Source organism: Streptomyces sp. CA189, from assembly GCF_056428985.1.
Window position 1 is genome coordinate 1 of sequence record NZ_JBWJVM010000045.1, and the last position, 14,453, is coordinate 14,453.

The 14,453-nt window shown below is 73.7% G+C and carries 11 protein-coding genes, 2 tRNA genes and 1 pseudogene; 3 read left to right on the plus strand and 11 right to left on the minus strand.

Going from position 1 to position 14,453, the window contains the following annotated elements; genetic code table 11:
- Positions 1 to 234: pseudogene (locus AC061S_RS27935) on the minus strand (IS200/IS605 family accessory protein TnpB-related protein); the annotation flags it as partial.
- A 95-nt stretch (positions 235 to 329) separates the two neighbouring features.
- Here AC061S_RS27935 and AC061S_RS27940 point away from each other — a divergent pair.
- Positions 330 to 767: an NADAR domain-containing protein gene (locus AC061S_RS27940; RefSeq protein ID WP_478688648.1), complete on the plus strand. Its 438-nt coding sequence runs from the start codon at positions 330 to 332 to the stop codon at positions 765 to 767.
- A 27-nt stretch (positions 768 to 794) separates the two neighbouring features.
- Here AC061S_RS27940 and AC061S_RS27945 read toward each other — a convergent pair whose 3' ends face one another.
- Positions 795 to 1,961, minus strand: a complete 1,167-nt coding sequence (locus AC061S_RS27945) for an LLM class flavin-dependent oxidoreductase (protein WP_478688649.1) — start codon at positions 1,959 to 1,961, stop codon at positions 795 to 797.
- Positions 1,962 to 2,200: 239 nt separating this feature from the next.
- On the opposite strand from AC061S_RS27945, the gene AC061S_RS27950 reads away from it, so the two are divergent.
- Positions 2,201 to 2,959, plus strand: coding sequence for an IclR family transcriptional regulator (locus tag AC061S_RS27950; RefSeq protein ID WP_243337173.1), 759 nt, complete (start codon positions 2,201 to 2,203; stop codon positions 2,957 to 2,959).
- A gap of 90 nt (positions 2,960 to 3,049) precedes the next feature.
- Here the strand turns inward: AC061S_RS27950 and AC061S_RS27955 are convergent.
- The 5 genes from AC061S_RS27955 to AC061S_RS27975 form a co-directional block, all read right to left on the minus strand.
- Positions 3,050 to 3,123, minus strand: a tRNA-Lys gene (locus tag AC061S_RS27955).
- Positions 3,124 to 3,209: 86 nt separating this feature from the next.
- The gene (locus AC061S_RS27960) at positions 3,210 to 4,883 is read right to left on the minus strand and encodes an AMP-binding protein (protein ID WP_478688650.1); all 1,674 of its coding nucleotides are present in this window, start codon (positions 4,881 to 4,883) and stop codon (positions 3,210 to 3,212) included.
- Positions 4,884 to 4,951: 68 nt separating this feature from the next.
- Complete coding sequence (locus AC061S_RS27965) at positions 4,952 to 5,587, minus strand: lytic polysaccharide monooxygenase auxiliary activity family 9 protein (protein ID WP_478688651.1); 636 nt, start codon at positions 5,585 to 5,587, stop codon at positions 4,952 to 4,954.
- 233 nt (positions 5,588 to 5,820) lie between these two features.
- Complete coding sequence (locus AC061S_RS27970) at positions 5,821 to 8,556, minus strand: SPFH domain-containing protein (RefSeq protein WP_478688652.1); 2,736 nt, start codon at positions 8,554 to 8,556, stop codon at positions 5,821 to 5,823.
- Positions 8,557 to 8,567: 11 nt separating this feature from the next.
- On the minus strand, positions 8,568 to 9,929 hold the full coding sequence (locus AC061S_RS27975; RefSeq protein WP_478688713.1) for a peptidoglycan-binding protein: 1,362 nt from the start codon (positions 9,927 to 9,929) through the stop codon (positions 8,568 to 8,570).
- A 266-nt stretch (positions 9,930 to 10,195) separates the two neighbouring features.
- Here AC061S_RS27975 and AC061S_RS27980 point away from each other — a divergent pair.
- Positions 10,196 to 10,269 (plus strand) — tRNA-Lys (locus tag AC061S_RS27980).
- A gap of 79 nt (positions 10,270 to 10,348) precedes the next feature.
- Here the strand turns inward: AC061S_RS27980 and AC061S_RS27985 are convergent.
- The 4 genes from AC061S_RS27985 to AC061S_RS28000 all read right to left on the minus strand — a co-directional run bounded on the left by AC061S_RS27985 (position 10,349) and on the right by AC061S_RS28000 (position 14,321).
- On the minus strand, positions 10,349 to 11,011 hold the full coding sequence (locus AC061S_RS27985; protein WP_478688653.1) for a class F sortase: 663 nt from the start codon (positions 11,009 to 11,011) through the stop codon (positions 10,349 to 10,351).
- Positions 11,012 to 11,023: 12 nt separating this feature from the next.
- Complete coding sequence (locus tag AC061S_RS27990) at positions 11,024 to 11,704, minus strand: hypothetical protein (RefSeq protein WP_478688654.1); 681 nt, start codon at positions 11,702 to 11,704, stop codon at positions 11,024 to 11,026.
- A gap of 92 nt (positions 11,705 to 11,796) precedes the next feature.
- On the minus strand, positions 11,797 to 12,576 hold the full coding sequence (locus AC061S_RS27995; RefSeq protein ID WP_478688655.1) for an HAD-IIA family hydrolase: 780 nt from the start codon (positions 12,574 to 12,576) through the stop codon (positions 11,797 to 11,799).
- Positions 12,577 to 12,776: 200 nt separating this feature from the next.
- Positions 12,777 to 14,321 (minus strand): alkaline phosphatase family protein, encoded by a 1,545-nt coding sequence (locus AC061S_RS28000; RefSeq protein WP_478688656.1) that lies wholly within the window; start codon positions 14,319 to 14,321, stop codon positions 12,777 to 12,779.
- Positions 14,322 to 14,453: the final 132 nt, after the last annotated feature.

A 14,453-nucleotide genomic window follows, 5' to 3' on the forward strand; every position in this document is an offset into this window, starting at 1 on the left:
CGTCAGCCCCCGCTTGCGGGCCGCCCACGTGTCGGCGGAATGGTCGGGGCCCTCGACGCACCGCTGCTTGAGGTCACGGGAAGCCAGAGCACCCTGATGCGCGCCCACCAGCCGCAGAACCCTCTCGTCCTCGGCACTCAGACACTTCAAGCGGGCGCGTATTGCCACACCGGACGGACCAAGCGCCACAAACGAGGGAGCGATGGCGCGCAACTTCTTGGCCGGCTCAGCCATCGCCGCCCACCGCGTCCAGCGCCCTGCCCTCGCGGAACCAGCGACAGGCACTCGGGGGACATGTATCCCACGCCTTCGCCGACTCCTTGAGATCCATGCAGTCGACCGTAACGGCACTCACCCAAACGGACCATCACTCACAAGAGTGGACCAAAGAACCAGCAGTTCCCTACCCCACGGTCACCCATGCCTACTGGGCCCTGTCGGCCGCTCAGCCGGAGGTCCGCGCCGCGATCGCGGCCGCGGCCACCCATGCCGCGGTACGAGACCTCGCAGTCGCCACACCCCGCCGCGAGGGCTGGGAGCACGCCCGTACCGCCGCCATGACCGGCCTGCTGCGCGCCAAGTACGACCAGCATCCCGAGCTGGCCGAGATCCTGCTCGCAACGGGCGATGCCACGCTGGTCTACACCGACATCAACTCGGCTTTCTGGGGAGAAAGCGGCGGCCAAGGCCGCAACTGGACGGGCCGGCTCCTCGAACTCGTCCGCTCCGAACTGCACATGCGACGGGCCGGGATCCCCGGTCCGTGACCGGACCGGGGGCGGCAGGCTCGGTCGTCAGTCGCCGAGGACCGGCATGCCGTACGCGTCCGCGACGAGGCCGTACGAGCGGAGGCGGGCGTCCCCGCTGTGGGCGTTGGCGGTCAGCATCAGCTCGTCGGCGCCCGTCAGCTTCGCGAGGGCGTCCAGGCCCGCGGTGACCTCGTCGGGGGTGCCGTGGACCACGCTCGCGAGGCGGTCGTCCACGAACTCCCGCTCCAGCGGGGTGTACGGGTACGCCGCCGCCTCCTCGGGCGTCGGGACCAGCCCGGGGCGCCCGCCGCGCAGCCGGAGCATCGCCAGCGCGCCGGTCAGCACCTGGGCGCGGGCCTCCGCGGCCGTGTCGGCGGCGAGGGCCGCGACTCCGATGACGGCGTACGGGGCGTCCAGGACGGCCGACGGGCGGAACGACTGCCGGTAGAGGTCGAGAGCGGGCAGGGTCCCGGCCGGGGAGAAGTGGTGCGCGTAGGCGAAGGGCAGCCCGAGCCCGCCGGCGAGGCGGGCGCTGAAGCCGGAGGAGCCGAGCAGCCACACCGGCGGCCGCCCGGCGGGGCCCTGGACGGGGCCCGGCACCGCGTGCACGCGGGCGTACGGGTGCCCGTCGGGGAAGTCGTCGTCGAGGAAGCGGATCAGCTCCGCGAGCTGACGGGGGAACTCGTCCGCGGCCTCGTCGCGGCGCCCGGGCCCGCGCAGCGCGGCGGCGGTGTGCCCGTCGGTGCCGGGTGCGCGGCCGAGGCCGAGGTCGATCCGGCCCGGGGCCAGCGCCTCCAGGGTGCCGAACTGCTCGGCGATGGCGAGCGGGGCGTGGTTGGGCAGCATGACCCCGCCCGAGCCGAGCCGGATCCGGGAGGTGTGGGCGGCGAGGTGGGCCAGGATCACGGCCGGGGAGGAGCTGGCGACCCCCGGCATGGAGTGGTGTTCGGCGACCCAGTGCCGGTGGTAGCCGCGGGATTCGGCGAGCCGGGCTATGCCGACGCTGGTGCGCAGGGCGGCGTGGGCGGTGCTGCCGGCGCCGACGGTGACGAGGTCGAGCACCGAGAGCGGCACCGGCGCCCGGCCGAGGGCCGTCCCGCGGATCTCGTGGGCTCCGCTGCCCGATCCGTCGCCCGGTCCGGCACCCGTTCCGTCGCCCGAACGGTCGGCTCCCCGTCGTCCAGCGTCCCCCGCGTCTCCGGTGTCACTCATCGCTTCTCCCGCTCCGTTCGCCCGGTCGTCCTCGTCCGTACGAAGAACCCGAACCGCGCGGCCGGTCCGGGCATTCCCGGCACTCTCGGACACCACCCATGACCTAGGCATATGCCAGAGGAGTAGATCCAGGCAGACCGGTGTGATTGAGCCATCAATCTCACCAACAGGCGCTCCACACGGGCCTCTTGATGGCTATCGTGTGAGAGCAAGCGGTAACAACCTGCTAGGGGGAAACCGTGGCGCTGAAGCCCGAGCCGACCGCGCCGTTCCACTCGGTGCAGTACGCCCTGCGCGTACTCGAAACGGTCGCCCGCCATACCGGCGGCGTGACCGATGTACAGATCGCGCGTGAGACCGGCCTGCCCGCGGTCCATCTCGCCCCCATGCTGCTCATGCTGCGCCGGGAGGGGTACGTACTGCAGGTGTCCGACGGCGCCTACGCCATAGGGGACTCCCTCGTCCTCCTCGGCTCCGGTGTCGACCGCCAGCAGGCGTTGCAGGACAAGCTCCAGGACACCCTGGACCGGCTGCGGGACTCCGTCGGCGCCGCGGTCTACATCAGCCGGTACGTGGACGGCGAGGTCCGGATCACGCAGTTCGCGGACAGCCCGCGCACCCCCAAGGTCCACGAGTGGGTCGACTTCCGCTCGGCGGCGCACGCCAGCGCGGTCGGCAAGTGCCTGCTGACCCAGCTCGACCTCGACGGCCGGCGCGACCACCTGTCCCGGCACAAGATCGCCCGGCTGACGTCGAAGACCATCGTGAACGAGCGGATCCTCTTCTCGAAGCTGGACAGCCAGCCGGCCACGGTGCCCACGCTCGACCTGCAGGAGTACGCCGTCGGCACGGTCTGCGCGGCCGTCCCGATCACGGCGGGAGCCTCGGTGGGCTGCCTCGCCCTGTCCCTGCCCGTGGAGCACGCCCACCGGCTGCGGGCCGCGGCCGACGTGCTGAACCGCAAGGCCGCGCCGCTGCTGCTCTCGCTCACCCTCTGAGGAGGTCCGGGCCCTGCGCGGCGGGGGCCGACCGGCCCGGAAAACACTTCGGGCGGTTCCCGGTGAACCGGAAACCGCCCGAAGGACAGGTGCGCCGCCAGGGACTCGAACCCCGGACCCGCTGATTAAGAGTCAGCTGCTCTAACCAACTGAGCTAGCGGCGCCTGCTGACAGAGAAAATACTACCTGCTCCTCCGGGGTGCTCAAAACCGCTTCCGGAGACGCCCTCGGCGGCCCGCCGGCGCCCCCGTCAGCGGCTCAGCAGATCGGCCCGCCCCTGGGCCTCGTAGGCCGCCAGGAGCCCGGTCAGGTCCTCCGCCTCCAGCCTCCGGTACGCGTCCTCGCCCGGCGGCCGCCACCAGACCGGGTCGGTGGTCTGGAAGGCCTCGCCGCGCAGGGAGACCCGGTGGACCTTGTTGGTCGCGGTGGTGGGCATGGCGGAGACGACGCGCACGTAGCGCGGGGCCATCTTCGTGCCGAGGTCGGGCTGGGCGGCGAGGAAGGCCGCGAAGCCCTGCGGGGAGAAGACGGCCCCCTCGCGCAGGGCCACGGCGGCCATGACCTGGTCGCCCGCCACCTCGTCCGGTACGGCGTACACGGTCACGGCGGCCGCCCGCGCCCAGCGGGCCAGGATGTTCTCGATCACCGCGGCGGCCAGGTTCTCGCTGTCCACGCGCAGCCGGTCGTCGGTGCGGCCGGCGAAGTAGAGGTAGCCGTCGGGGTCGCGGAAGAAGAGGTCCCCGGTCCAGTACCAGCCGTCGCGGGTGCGGGCGGCCTCCGCGTCGGGGTTGCGCCAGTAGCCCTCGAAGAGGCTGCGGCCCTTGTTGACCAGCTCGCCGATGGCCTCGGCGCCGTTGAGGAGCCGGCCGCGCGGGTCCAGTACGGCGGGCGGGCACTCGCGGCCCGTCTCCGGGTCGATGACGGCCAGGTCGTCGCCCGCGCCCGCGCGGCCCAGTGCGCCCGGCGGGGTGTCGGGGGTGCGCTGGACGGAGGCGCCGCCCTCGGTGGCCCCGTAGCCCTCGACGAGGCGGACCCCGAAGCGCTCGGCGAAGCGCGCCGCGTCGACCGCGCCCGCCTCGGTGCCGAAGCCGAGGCGCAGGGTGTGCGCGCGGTCGTCGGGGCGGGGCGGGGTGGCGAGGAGGTACTGCACGGCCCGGCCCACGTAGGTGAAGTACGTCGCCTCGTAGGCCCGTACGTCGTCCAGGAACGCGGAGGCCGAGAAGCGGCGGCGCAGGGCCACGGCGGCCCCGCCGGCGAGGGCGGGCAGCCAGTCGGCGATGACGGCGTTGCCGTGGAAGAGGGGCATGCAGATGTAGTGGACGTCGTCCGGGGTGACCGAAAAGTGCCGTGCGAGCGAGGCGCCGGCGCCGGCCAGGCGGCCCTGGGTGCAGATGGCGGCCTTGGGGGCTCCGGTGGAGCCGGAGGTGAAGTAGAGGAGCAGCCGGGAGGACGGGGCCGGGCCGGGGCCGAGCGTCGCGTCGCCGGGCTTCGCGCCGGCGTACGGGCCGAGCAGGGCCTCGTACTCCTCCGTGTCCGTGACGAGAAGCCGTACGCCGGGCAGGTCGAGGCCGCGCAGGAGCGGCAGGTGGGTCCGCTCGGTCACCAGGATCCGGCAGTCGGTGTGCAGGATGTCGCGGGCCAGCTCGGGACCGCGCCGGGTGGGATTGATCCCGGCGACGGCGGCCCCGGCGAGGGCCGCCGCGCCGAGCCAGAACGGGAACTCGGGGGTGTTGTCGAGCAGCACCCCGATGTGCGGCTCCGCCCCCGGCGGCAACAGGTCGACGAGGAGCGCGGCGCGCGCCGCGGCCTCCCGGGCGGTCCGGTGGTGGCTGAGGACGCCGTCGGCGTACTTCAGCCCGGGCCGGTGGTCGCCCCATTGGCTCGCGATGAGCTCCGCGACGGTTTCGGGTGTCGTCGTCCGCATGCCGCCGGAGGATAGCTGACGTTCCGTCAGAAATGAACGTCGGGCGGGGAGCCGGTGGTCACCGGCGGTCAGAACTGGACGTCGGAGCAGGAGTAGAAGGCCATCGGGGTGTCGTTGACGGTCCACACGGCGAGGATCAGGTGCCGGCCGGTCTTGCCGCTCGGCATCGCGCCCTGGTGGACGGTGGTCATGGCGGGGCGGGCGCCGTTGTAGGCGACCGTGAGGAAGGGCTGCGGGTCGAGGGCGGCGCGGGTGAGCGGCTTGGTGGAGTCCCAGCCGTTCTTGGTGACGTAGTACCGGAAGTCGGTGGTGGAGTGGTTCGCGGTGAACTGCCAGCGGAAGCCGTAGCTCTGTCCGCTGGTCACCGGGGTGGCCGGCCAGGCGCCGCCGCGCGGGTCGTCGAGCTGGGCGAACTCCGGGTGGTTGCCCGCACATATGCGGCCGTCGGCGGGACCTGCGGCGGGGAACCCCTTGAGGCCCTCGACGCTCTGGGGCTCCCACTGGATGGGGCCGCAGTCGGAGACGGTCTTGTTGGCACAGAGCTTCTGGCGGCTGATCGGGGTGTCGGTGTACCCGTGGCTGCTGGCGGTGGGGGCCGTGACGAGCGCGAGGGCGGCGACGACTCCGAGGCCGACGGTGGTGGCGGTGGCCGTGGCGGCGGCCCGCTTGGTTCTGGTGGTTCTGGGCATGCGGAAGGAACGCATGATGCTGATGCTCCTTGAACGTGGGGGGATGTCCGGAGAGAGCGTGCGCACGCGTGGGGATGGGCCGTACCGGTTTCGGCGGCACGGCCCGTTCACGAGCTCTGGTTTTAGGTCTAGACCAAGTCCCACAGTATTGACGGGAGTTGGCCATGTCCAGACCAACGGAAGAACGGGTGGTCCGGTCCACACGGATTCCACCCGTTCTCCCGTCGGCCGGCGACTGCCGGTGAGGGCTACTCGGCGCGGCCCGTGTAGAAGGCGACGGTCAGGTCCTTCACGAGGGCCTTGCGCTCGTAGTCGTCGAGCTCCACGATCCCGCGCGAGGTGAGGCGGTGGACGGTGTCGTCCACCGCGTCGACCACCGAGGTCAGGACGGTGTCCCGGTGCTTGGCGTCGATCGCCGCGACCCGGCGCCGGCGCATGGCGTCCGCGACCTCCGGGGCGTACTCGATCCGGGTGGGCTGCGCCGAGAACACCTCCACACCGACCGCCTCGGTCTCGGCCGCGAGCATCCGGGTCAGCGCGTCGCCGACGGCTTCGGCGTCGCGCAGGGTCGGGGCGGCCTCGTGGAAGGCGTCGGCGGGGAGCTGGGACAGGACGCGGGCCATGGCCGATTCGACCTGCTCGGCGAGGTAGTCCACGTGGTCGGCGACGGCCAGGGTGGCGCGGGCGGTGTCCTTGACCTGCCAGACCACCTGGACGACGACCTGGAGGGCGAGCCCGCCGGAGTCGACGGCGGGCATCGGGTCGCTGCGCCAGTGCCGCAGTCGGACGTCGACCCGGCGGCGCAGCAGCAGGGGGCTGATCCAGGTCAGGCCGGTACGGCGGACGGTGCCGCGGTAGCGGCCGAAGAGGGTGAGCACCCAGGCGTGGCCGGCCCGGCCCCGGCCCAGTCCGCCGAGGGCGAGGAGGGCGACGACCCCGAGGAAGGCGAGCGGCGGCCAGAAGCGTGCCTGCAGTCCCCGGTAGGGTCGGGGCTCCGCGCCGAACGCCAGCGCGAGGGAGTCGGGGACGGCCCCGGCCCGCCAGAGCACGACCGCGCAGCCGGCGAGCGCGATCCCGCCGACGGCCACCCCGATCCAGCCGGGCAGCACCGGGCCGTGGTGCTCGTGGAGCCGGTCGTCGCCCCGGGGCACACGGCGGCCGGGGGCGGACCGCGGCGCGGCGGCCGCCTGGACCTTCGGCTGCTTCTGCTTCTGCTCCTGCTTCTGCTTCTGCTTCTGCTGCGGGTTCGGCTCCTGCGGCTGGGCGGCGCCGCGGAACGGGAGGTGCACCGGCACCTCCGTCACCGCGAGCCCGCGCGCCGGAGCGACCAGGGGCAGGTCCTGCGTGTCGTCCTCCGCGATCCGCGCCACGGCTCGCGCGACGACCTCGACCACCTCGGCCGCCCCGGGCCCGGGGACGACTCCGCCGCCGGTCGCGGGCTGCGCGGCGGGTGCGGCTTCGCCGTCGGCGCCCTCGCCGTCCGCGGCCTCCCGCCCGGGTCCGCCTTGGCCGGCGGGGCCGGAGTCACCGGCACCGGCACCGGCACCGGCCGGAGCGGGCACGGACCACGTCAGCTCCCGCCCGTCGGCCGGGTGGGCCGGGTCGGCGTCTCCCGGCTCGGGCAGGTCCCGTACGGGGTACGGATCCGCGTACTCGGCCTCCGGGGCGGGGGCCGGGACCGCGTGCTGCGGAGCGCGGCCCTGCTCGCCGGACGAGCCGCCCTGCCCGGGCAGGTCCCAGGCGGCGGGCGGACCCGCGTGCCGAGGGGCGCGGTCCGCGGCGGCGTACGAGCCCTCGCCCGGGGCGGTCCGCACCGCGGCGGCGAGGGACCCGCCCGGGGGCCAGGCCTCGTCCTGCGGGTGGGGCCGGGCGGATTCGGTATCGGGGTTCCGCAGCCGGAGCGTGGCCGCGCCGGCATGGGCCGCCTCGTCCTGGGGGTGCGGGATGTCCACCTCCGGCTCGGCCTGGGCCCGCGCCGCCGGTACGTCGCGTACGTCGCTGCGCGCGGACGGCTCTCCCGCCAGTGCCCAGCCGGTGGGCGCGGCCCACTCGGTCACCGCCGCCGCGGGGACGGCCGGCCCGGAGGCCGCGACCGGCACCGCGTCGGAAGCCATGGCCACGGAAGCCCCGGCCCGCCCCGAAGGGACCGGCACGGGCACGGCCGAGTCGGACGCGGCCGACAGGTGCGAGCCCCGCTCGGCACCGGCTGCTTCGGCGGCCGCCCACCGTGCGACAGCCGGTGCCGACACGGCCCGGTCGGGCTCGGGCGGCAGGTCCGAGGCCCGCTCGGCGTCAGCGCCGCCCGGGACCCACCCGGCAGCGTCCGGCACGGCTGCGGCCGGCACGGGCATGGCCGGGTCAGGCGCGGCCGACTGGTGCGAGCCCCGATCGGTACCGGCCTCGGCGGCTACCCACCGTGCGGCAGCCGGTGCCGACGCGGCCCGGTCCTGCTCGGCCGGCATGGCTGCGCCCCGCTCGGCGCCGGCCTCGGCCGGGACCCACCCGGCAGCGTCCGGCACGGCTGCGACCGGCACAGGCGCGGCCGGCACAGGCGCGGCCGACAGGTGCGAGTCCCGCTCGGTACCGGCTGCCTCGGCGGCCGCCCACCGTGCGGCAGCCGGTGCCGACGCGGCCCGGTCGGGCGCGCCCGGCTCGGTGCCGGACCCGGCGACGGCCCACCCCGCGGTGACCGGCACGGCCTCTGCCGGCGCGGACGCGGAGGGCACCGGAGCGGCCCGGTCGGGCTCGGCCGGAACGGACCACCGCGGGGCGGCGGCTGCCGGTGCGGCTCCGCCCGGCGTGAACGCGCCCGGCGTGGCTCCGGCCGGGGCGGCTGCGGGCTGCATCGCCGCGGTCTGTTCCGCTTCGGCCGGAGTCGGGGCGGCCGAAGTCGGGGTGGCCGGAGCCGGGTTCGCCGCTCGGGGGGTCGGGTGCGGGGGGATCTCGAAGGTGCCTGTGGTCGATGTCGTGCGCGTGGGGTACATCGTTGCCTCCGTCATGCGAACAGCCGGCGCCAGGTTTCCGGGCCCGGGTAGCCGTTGGCCTCGGCGCCGCGCCAGCCCTGGGCGCGCTGGAACGCCTCGACGTTGCGGCGGTCGGTCTCGCCCCAGCGGGGGCCCGGTCCGGACGTGTAGTGCTTGCCGAAACCCTTCTTCACCAGCTGGCGGCCAAGGGCGGTGATGGACGGGTGGGACGCGCCCGGCCGGAAGGCCGACGCCCCGGGGTAGGCGGGTTTGCCCGCCGGGCCCGGCGCGCCGCCCGTGGTCGGCGGGATGTCCTTGCCCTGGTGCTTGGCGAGCAGCCGCCAGGTGGTGGCTCCCGGGAGGCCGTCGGCGTCCGCGCCCTTCCAGCCCTGGGCGCGCTGGAAGGCCTCGGTCGCCTGCCGGTCGGCGTCGGACCACTTCGTGCCGACGCCCTTCGGGTAGAAGCGCAGCCCGCCCCGGTCGGACAGCATCCGGCCGAGCTGGGCGACGTGGGCGTTGTCCGCGCCCGGCCCGAACTTCGACGCACCGGGGAAGGTGGCCGAGACGGCCGGCGGGCCGCCCGGCGCGGGCGGCTCGCCCGTGACCGGGGGCTCGGGAACGACTCCGCCCGCCACCCCGTTGAACCGGTACGGGACGTACTTCACCGCGTTGTTCCAGTAGCCGTACGGCGTGGCCAGCTTCCGGGTCGTGGGCCGGGTCTGCTCGTAGGCGACGTAGTGCGTGCGCGTCTCGTCCACCCACCCGCCGAAGAGCACGACGTGCGAGCCCTTGTTGGGGTCGGCCGGGTTGTGGAAGAGCAGCATGTCTCCGGGGAGCAGCTCCTCCTTCGTGATCCGCGTCGCGAACGTGTCGAGGCTGCCGGTCCATTCGTTGGTGCCGAGGTTCCAGGCCATCGAGACGTAGCCGGAGCAGTCCTGCCGGTACCCGTCCGACCAGTACTCGGACATGCTGTACGGGACCTGCGCGTCCAGCCACAGCTTCGCCCGGTTGATGATCGTCGCCCGGTCGGTCCGCTTCACCGCCGAGGGCGCTCCCGGCAGCCCGGCCGGCTTCGGGGGGGTGCCCTTCCCGCCCTTGGCCCCCTTCGGCCCGTGCAGCGGGGCCCGGCCGCCCTGCGGGGAGCCGGGGTCGTCCAGGGCCACCCGTCCGCCGGGGCCCGGCGCGGCCGTGGCCACGGCCGCTCCCCCGCCGCCGAGGACCACGCCCGCGGCGGTGGCCAGGACCAGTGCGCGGCGGACTCCGCGCGCGGCGGGGTGCCCGCCGTCGCGCAGCGGTATGGCCCGGGCGCGCGCGAGCGTGCGGCGGCGCCGGGCGCAGCCTTGGCACGGGCAGTCGCCGGCGGGTTCGTACTCCTCGAAGGAGGGCAGTGGCATCGGCTGCATCGCCTCGGCCATCGCCATCGGCACCGGCACCGGCGTCGCTTCGTACTCGTGCGTCGGAGGCTGCATCGTCATGCGGTTCCGTCCACTCCCCTGCTCGTCACTGGTCGGCCGGGACCGCATCTGGCGGGGCATCAGATCCGGCCTGGCCCAGACATATCGTGCACGACAAAACCCTCAAACATGGGTTAATCGGACAGAACGCGCGCGGCTTGTCGCGAGCACCCGCAGCGGTGCGGTAGAGTTTTCCCTGTCACCAAGCGCCGCTAGCTCAGTTGGTTAGAGCAGCTGACTCTTAATCAGCGGGTCCGGGGTTCGAGTCCCTGGCGGCGCACAGACGCAGAGAAGCCCCTCACAGTGAGAACTGTGAGGGGCTTCTTCGTGTGCACTCGGACGCGGCGGGGCCGGCCGGTTCAGGCCGCCGTTCCCGGGCGGACTCCGACGCCCGTCAGGTACGCCGACACCACCACGTTCGCCGAGTACTGCTTGGCCGCCTTGTCGTAGGTGCCGCCGCAGGTCACCAGCCGCAGTTCGGCCCGGCCCCGGACCTTGGGGCCGTACACCTTGGCGGGGTCGAAGCCCGCGCGCTCGTGGACCCGTACGGCCTCGATCGTGAACTCCGCCACCGAGCCGTCGGCCCGCAGCACGCGCACCTTGTCGCCCGCCTTCGCCGAGCTCAGGCCGTAGAACACGGCCGGCTTCGACCGCGTGTCCACGTGCCCGACCAGCAGCGCGGTCCCGGCCGTGCCGGGCTGGGCGCCGCCGCGCCACCAGCCGACCGTGCCCGGGTTCTCGTACGGGGGCGCTTCGATCGCCCCCTGCGCGTCCAGGTCCCGGACTATGACCGGGGCCTGGACGCCCAGGGACGGTACGTCGACCCGCGCGGGCGCGGCCGGCCCCAGCGGGGTGTGCGCCGCGGGCAGGCCCGGGGCGGCCGGTCCGCCGGCCTGGCCGGGCAGGGGTATCGCCACGCCGGTGATCTCGCGGCCCCACAGCCACAGGCCGAGGACCAGCACCGACCAGGCGGCGAAGGTCAGCAGCCGGGAGCCGCCGGAGCTCCTCGGCTCCCCGCTCACCCGATCACCCGGTCACTCGCCGCTGCGTCGGCGGCGCAGGGCCAGCGCCCGGCCGGCGACCGCGAGGGTGGCGGCGGCGGCGAGCACGGCGCCGATCACCGTGTGCGGCAGGCCTGGGCCCTCGTCCTCGGGGCTCTTCTTCGCCGCGGCGGCGAGCTGCGCGGAGTCGGCGGCCCCGGCCCGGCCCGCGGCCTCGGCGGCCTCCGCCGTGCCCGCCGCCTTCGACTTCGCGGCGATCTCCTCGGACATGCCGCCGCCGCCCGCGTGGACCGGCCAGATGGGTGTGTGGTGGGGGTTGGGGCGGTGGTGCTCGCGGCGGCGCTCGATCTCGATCGTGCCCCACTCGCGTTCGCCGCCGCGGCCGCCGCACTTGATCTTGATGTCGTGGCGGCCGGGCTCGACCCAGGAGCGGATCATCGCGTCGCCCCACAGGGTGCGGCGGTCGTCGCGGCCGGTGGAGAGGCGGACCTCGGAGACGAAGGCCACGGACGAGGCGACGGCCCAGTCGTCCTCGCAGCCGCGGACGCGCAGTTTGACCTGCGCCCCCGGCTCCGCCGGATTGGGGTCGACCGAGACACTGCCGCGGTCGCGGTTCCATTCCTCCGCGAAGGCGGAGGGGGCGGTCACGGCGGACAGGGCCGTCAGGGCGACGGCCACCCCGGTGACACGGAGAGCGATCAGATCACTGCGCATGGTGAACCTCCTCAACAAGGAGATTCACGCGCGGCGCGCCGCTCCGCATCCGGAGCGGCGCCCTCTTGGCCCGTACGTGTCAGCCGTACGCGCTAAACCAGATCGACCAGATCGGCGATGGAGTCGAACGTGTGGGTCGGGCGGTACGGGAACTTCTCGGTGTCCTCGACCGACGTCAGACCGGTCAGCACGAGGAAGGTCTGCATGCCGGCCTCCAGCCCGGCCAGGATGTCGGTGTCCATCCGGTCGCCGATCATCGCGCTGCTGTGGGAGTGCGCTCCGATGGCGTTCAGCCCGGTCCGCATCATCAGCGGGTTGGGCTTGCCGGCGAAGTACGGCTGCTTGCCGGTCGCCTTGGTGATCAGCGCGGCGACCGCGCCGGTGGCCGGGAGCGGGCCCTCGGTGGAGGGGCCGGTCTCGTCCGGGTTGGTGCAGATGAAGCGGGCGCCCGCGTTGATCAGGCGGACCGCCTTGGTCATGGCCTCGAAGCTGTACGTACGGGTCTCACCCAGGACCACGTAGTCCGGCTCGTGGTCGGTCAGGACGTAGCCGATGTCGTGCAGGGCGGTGGTCAGGCCGGCCTCGCCGATGACGTACGCGGTGCCGCCCGGACGCTGGTCGTCGAGGAACTTCGCGGTGGCCAGCGCCGAGGTCCAGATGTTCTCCACCGGAACGTCCAGGCCCATGCGGCTCAGGCGGGCCTGGAGGTCGCGCGGAGTGTAGATGGAGTTGTTCGTCAGCACGAGGAAGGGCTTGCCGGACTCGCGCAGCCGGTTGATGAAGGCGGCGGCGCCGGGGATCGGGGTGCCCTCGTGAATGAGGACCCCGTCCATGTCGGTGAGCCAGGATTCGATCGGCTTGCGCTCTGCCACTGGACTGTTCTCCGCTCTCGGTGGCGTCTGACGTCTGTGACGTCTGTGACCTCTGGTCTCTACCACCTTATCCGGGCCGGACCGCGGACGCGTGGGGCGTCCACGGCCCGGACCGGACGGCGGAACGGACCTCGGCGAAGGCCCTTCGAGGGCCCCGCCGAAGGTCCCGCCGAAGGTCCCGTACCCGCCGGAAAGTGCCGTCAGCCGAGCTTGACGTTGTCCACGGTCCAGTACCAGTTGTTGCTGCCGGTGTAGCGGAAGCGGACCTGGACGTCGGTGGCGCCGGCCGGGACCTGGAGCGCGATGGACTCGGACTTGGCGACCGCGTCGGCGGTGTAGCTCTTGACGACCGCCGGGGTGCCGCCGTTGTAGGAGACCAGGACCTGGGCGGTCTGGCCGGACTCCTGGCGGTAGTGGGTCTGGAAGGTCAGGTTCGCAGACGAACCCGTGGTGCCGCCGGTGACCGCCCACTTGGGGGTGATGAGGGTGGAGTCGTAGGAGCCGGTGTGGCTCTTGTCGTCCCACTCGTCGGAGTCGGCGACGGCGAACACGTCACGGGAGCGGACGTTCAGCTCGCGCCACTGGTCGCGCTGCGACTGGCTCCAGAACTCGTCGGTCGCGAAGGCCCAGCCGGCCCACTCGGTGACACCGCCCGTGCCCATCTTGGAGTTGTCGACCGACCAGTCGGCCGGCGGGGTGTGCGTGAAGCCCTTGGTGGCGACCGGGATGCCCGTCTCGTCCACGCGCGCCTGGAGGTTCGGGCGCAGGGTGTCGAAGGCGTCGCCGTCGTCCGGGGCGTCCACCGAGATGCCGTCGATCCCGGAGCCGGGGGTGACCCCGACCTGGGCGAGGGCGGTCGCCGCGACGTCGACGAGCTTCACGTCGCCCCGTACCGAACCGGCGGGGATGCCGGGGCCCTTGGCGATGACGAAGGTGCCGCGCTCCTGGATGGTGGAGCCGCCGTGGCCGCCGGCGTTGGTGTGGCCGTGGTCGGTGGTGACCAGGATCTTCCAGTTCTCCTGGGCGTAGGTCGGGCGGTTCTGGACTGCGTTAAGGAGCTGGCCGACGAGGACGTCGACGCGGGCGACGGTGTCCAGGTACTGCTGGCTGGCGGCGCCGTAGGAGTGGCCGGCCGCGTCGATCTCGCCGAGGTAGACGAAGGAGGCGTCCGGGTTCTGCGTGCGCAGTTCGGTGGCGGCCGCGGAGGCGATCTTCGGGTCCTCGTTGCGGTAGCCGTCGCGGTCGCCCTTGAGGGAGAGGCGCTTGTCGACCTTGGCCGAGAAGATCGGGCCGTTCTGGTCGGTGGAGGTGATGGGCTCCCAGTCGGCGGCCGCGTACGTGTTGAGCGCCGGGTTGGCGTTCTCGATGCGGGTCAGGAAGTCCGGGTAGGCCGTGTAGTTCTTGCCGGTGAAGGAGTTGTCCTTCACGCCGTGCTTGTCGGGCCAGACGCCGGTGGCGATCGTGGACCAGCCGGGGCCCGAGGAGGTGGCGCCCATCGGGTTCGCGTAGAGGGTGCTCTTGGCGGTCAGGCCCTGGGCCATCAGACCGTTCAGGTAGGGGGCGTTGGCGACCTTGACGCGGTCGAGGACCGCGCCGTCGAGGCCGATGACGAGCACCTTGTTCGTGGCGGCGGCTTCGGCGGCGGCGGGCGCGGCCGTCGCGGCGTGGGCGCCGAGGCCGGTGGCGAGCAGGACCGTGGCGGTGGCGGCCACGGCGAGGGTCCGTCCGGACAGGACAGTGGACACGTACTCCTCCGGGAGTAATCGTGGGGAAGGCGCAGGGGACGTACGGGGCGTGCGGGGTGTGCGGGCGTACGGTCGTGCGTCAGCGCGAGCGAGCGTACGGCGGGTCCGGACCGAAGGCGAGACTCGGTCCAG

What these genes read in the sequence shown, in the direction of transcription:
- AC061S_RS27940 (WP_478688648.1), top strand. Translation starts at nt 330, where the DNA reads ATGCAGTCGACCGTAACGGCACTCACCCAAACGGACCATCACTCACAA.
- AC061S_RS27945 (WP_478688649.1), bottom strand. Translation starts at nt 1,961, where the DNA reads ATGAGTGACACCGGAGACGCGGGGGACGCTGGACGACGGGGAGCCGAC.
- AC061S_RS27960 (WP_478688650.1), bottom strand. Translation starts at nt 4,883, where the DNA reads ATGCGGACGACGACACCCGAAACCGTCGCGGAGCTCATCGCGAGCCAA.
- AC061S_RS27965 (WP_478688651.1), bottom strand. Translation starts at nt 5,587, where the DNA reads ATGCGTTCCTTCCGCATGCCCAGAACCACCAGAACCAAGCGGGCCGCC.
- AC061S_RS27970 (WP_478688652.1), bottom strand. Translation starts at nt 8,556, where the DNA reads ATGTACCCCACGCGCACGACATCGACCACAGGCACCTTCGAGATCCCC.
- AC061S_RS27975 (WP_478688713.1), bottom strand. Translation starts at nt 9,929, where the DNA reads ATGCCACTGCCCTCCTTCGAGGAGTACGAACCCGCCGGCGACTGCCCG.
- AC061S_RS27990 (WP_478688654.1), bottom strand. Translation starts at nt 11,704, where the DNA reads ATGCGCAGTGATCTGATCGCTCTCCGTGTCACCGGGGTGGCCGTCGCC.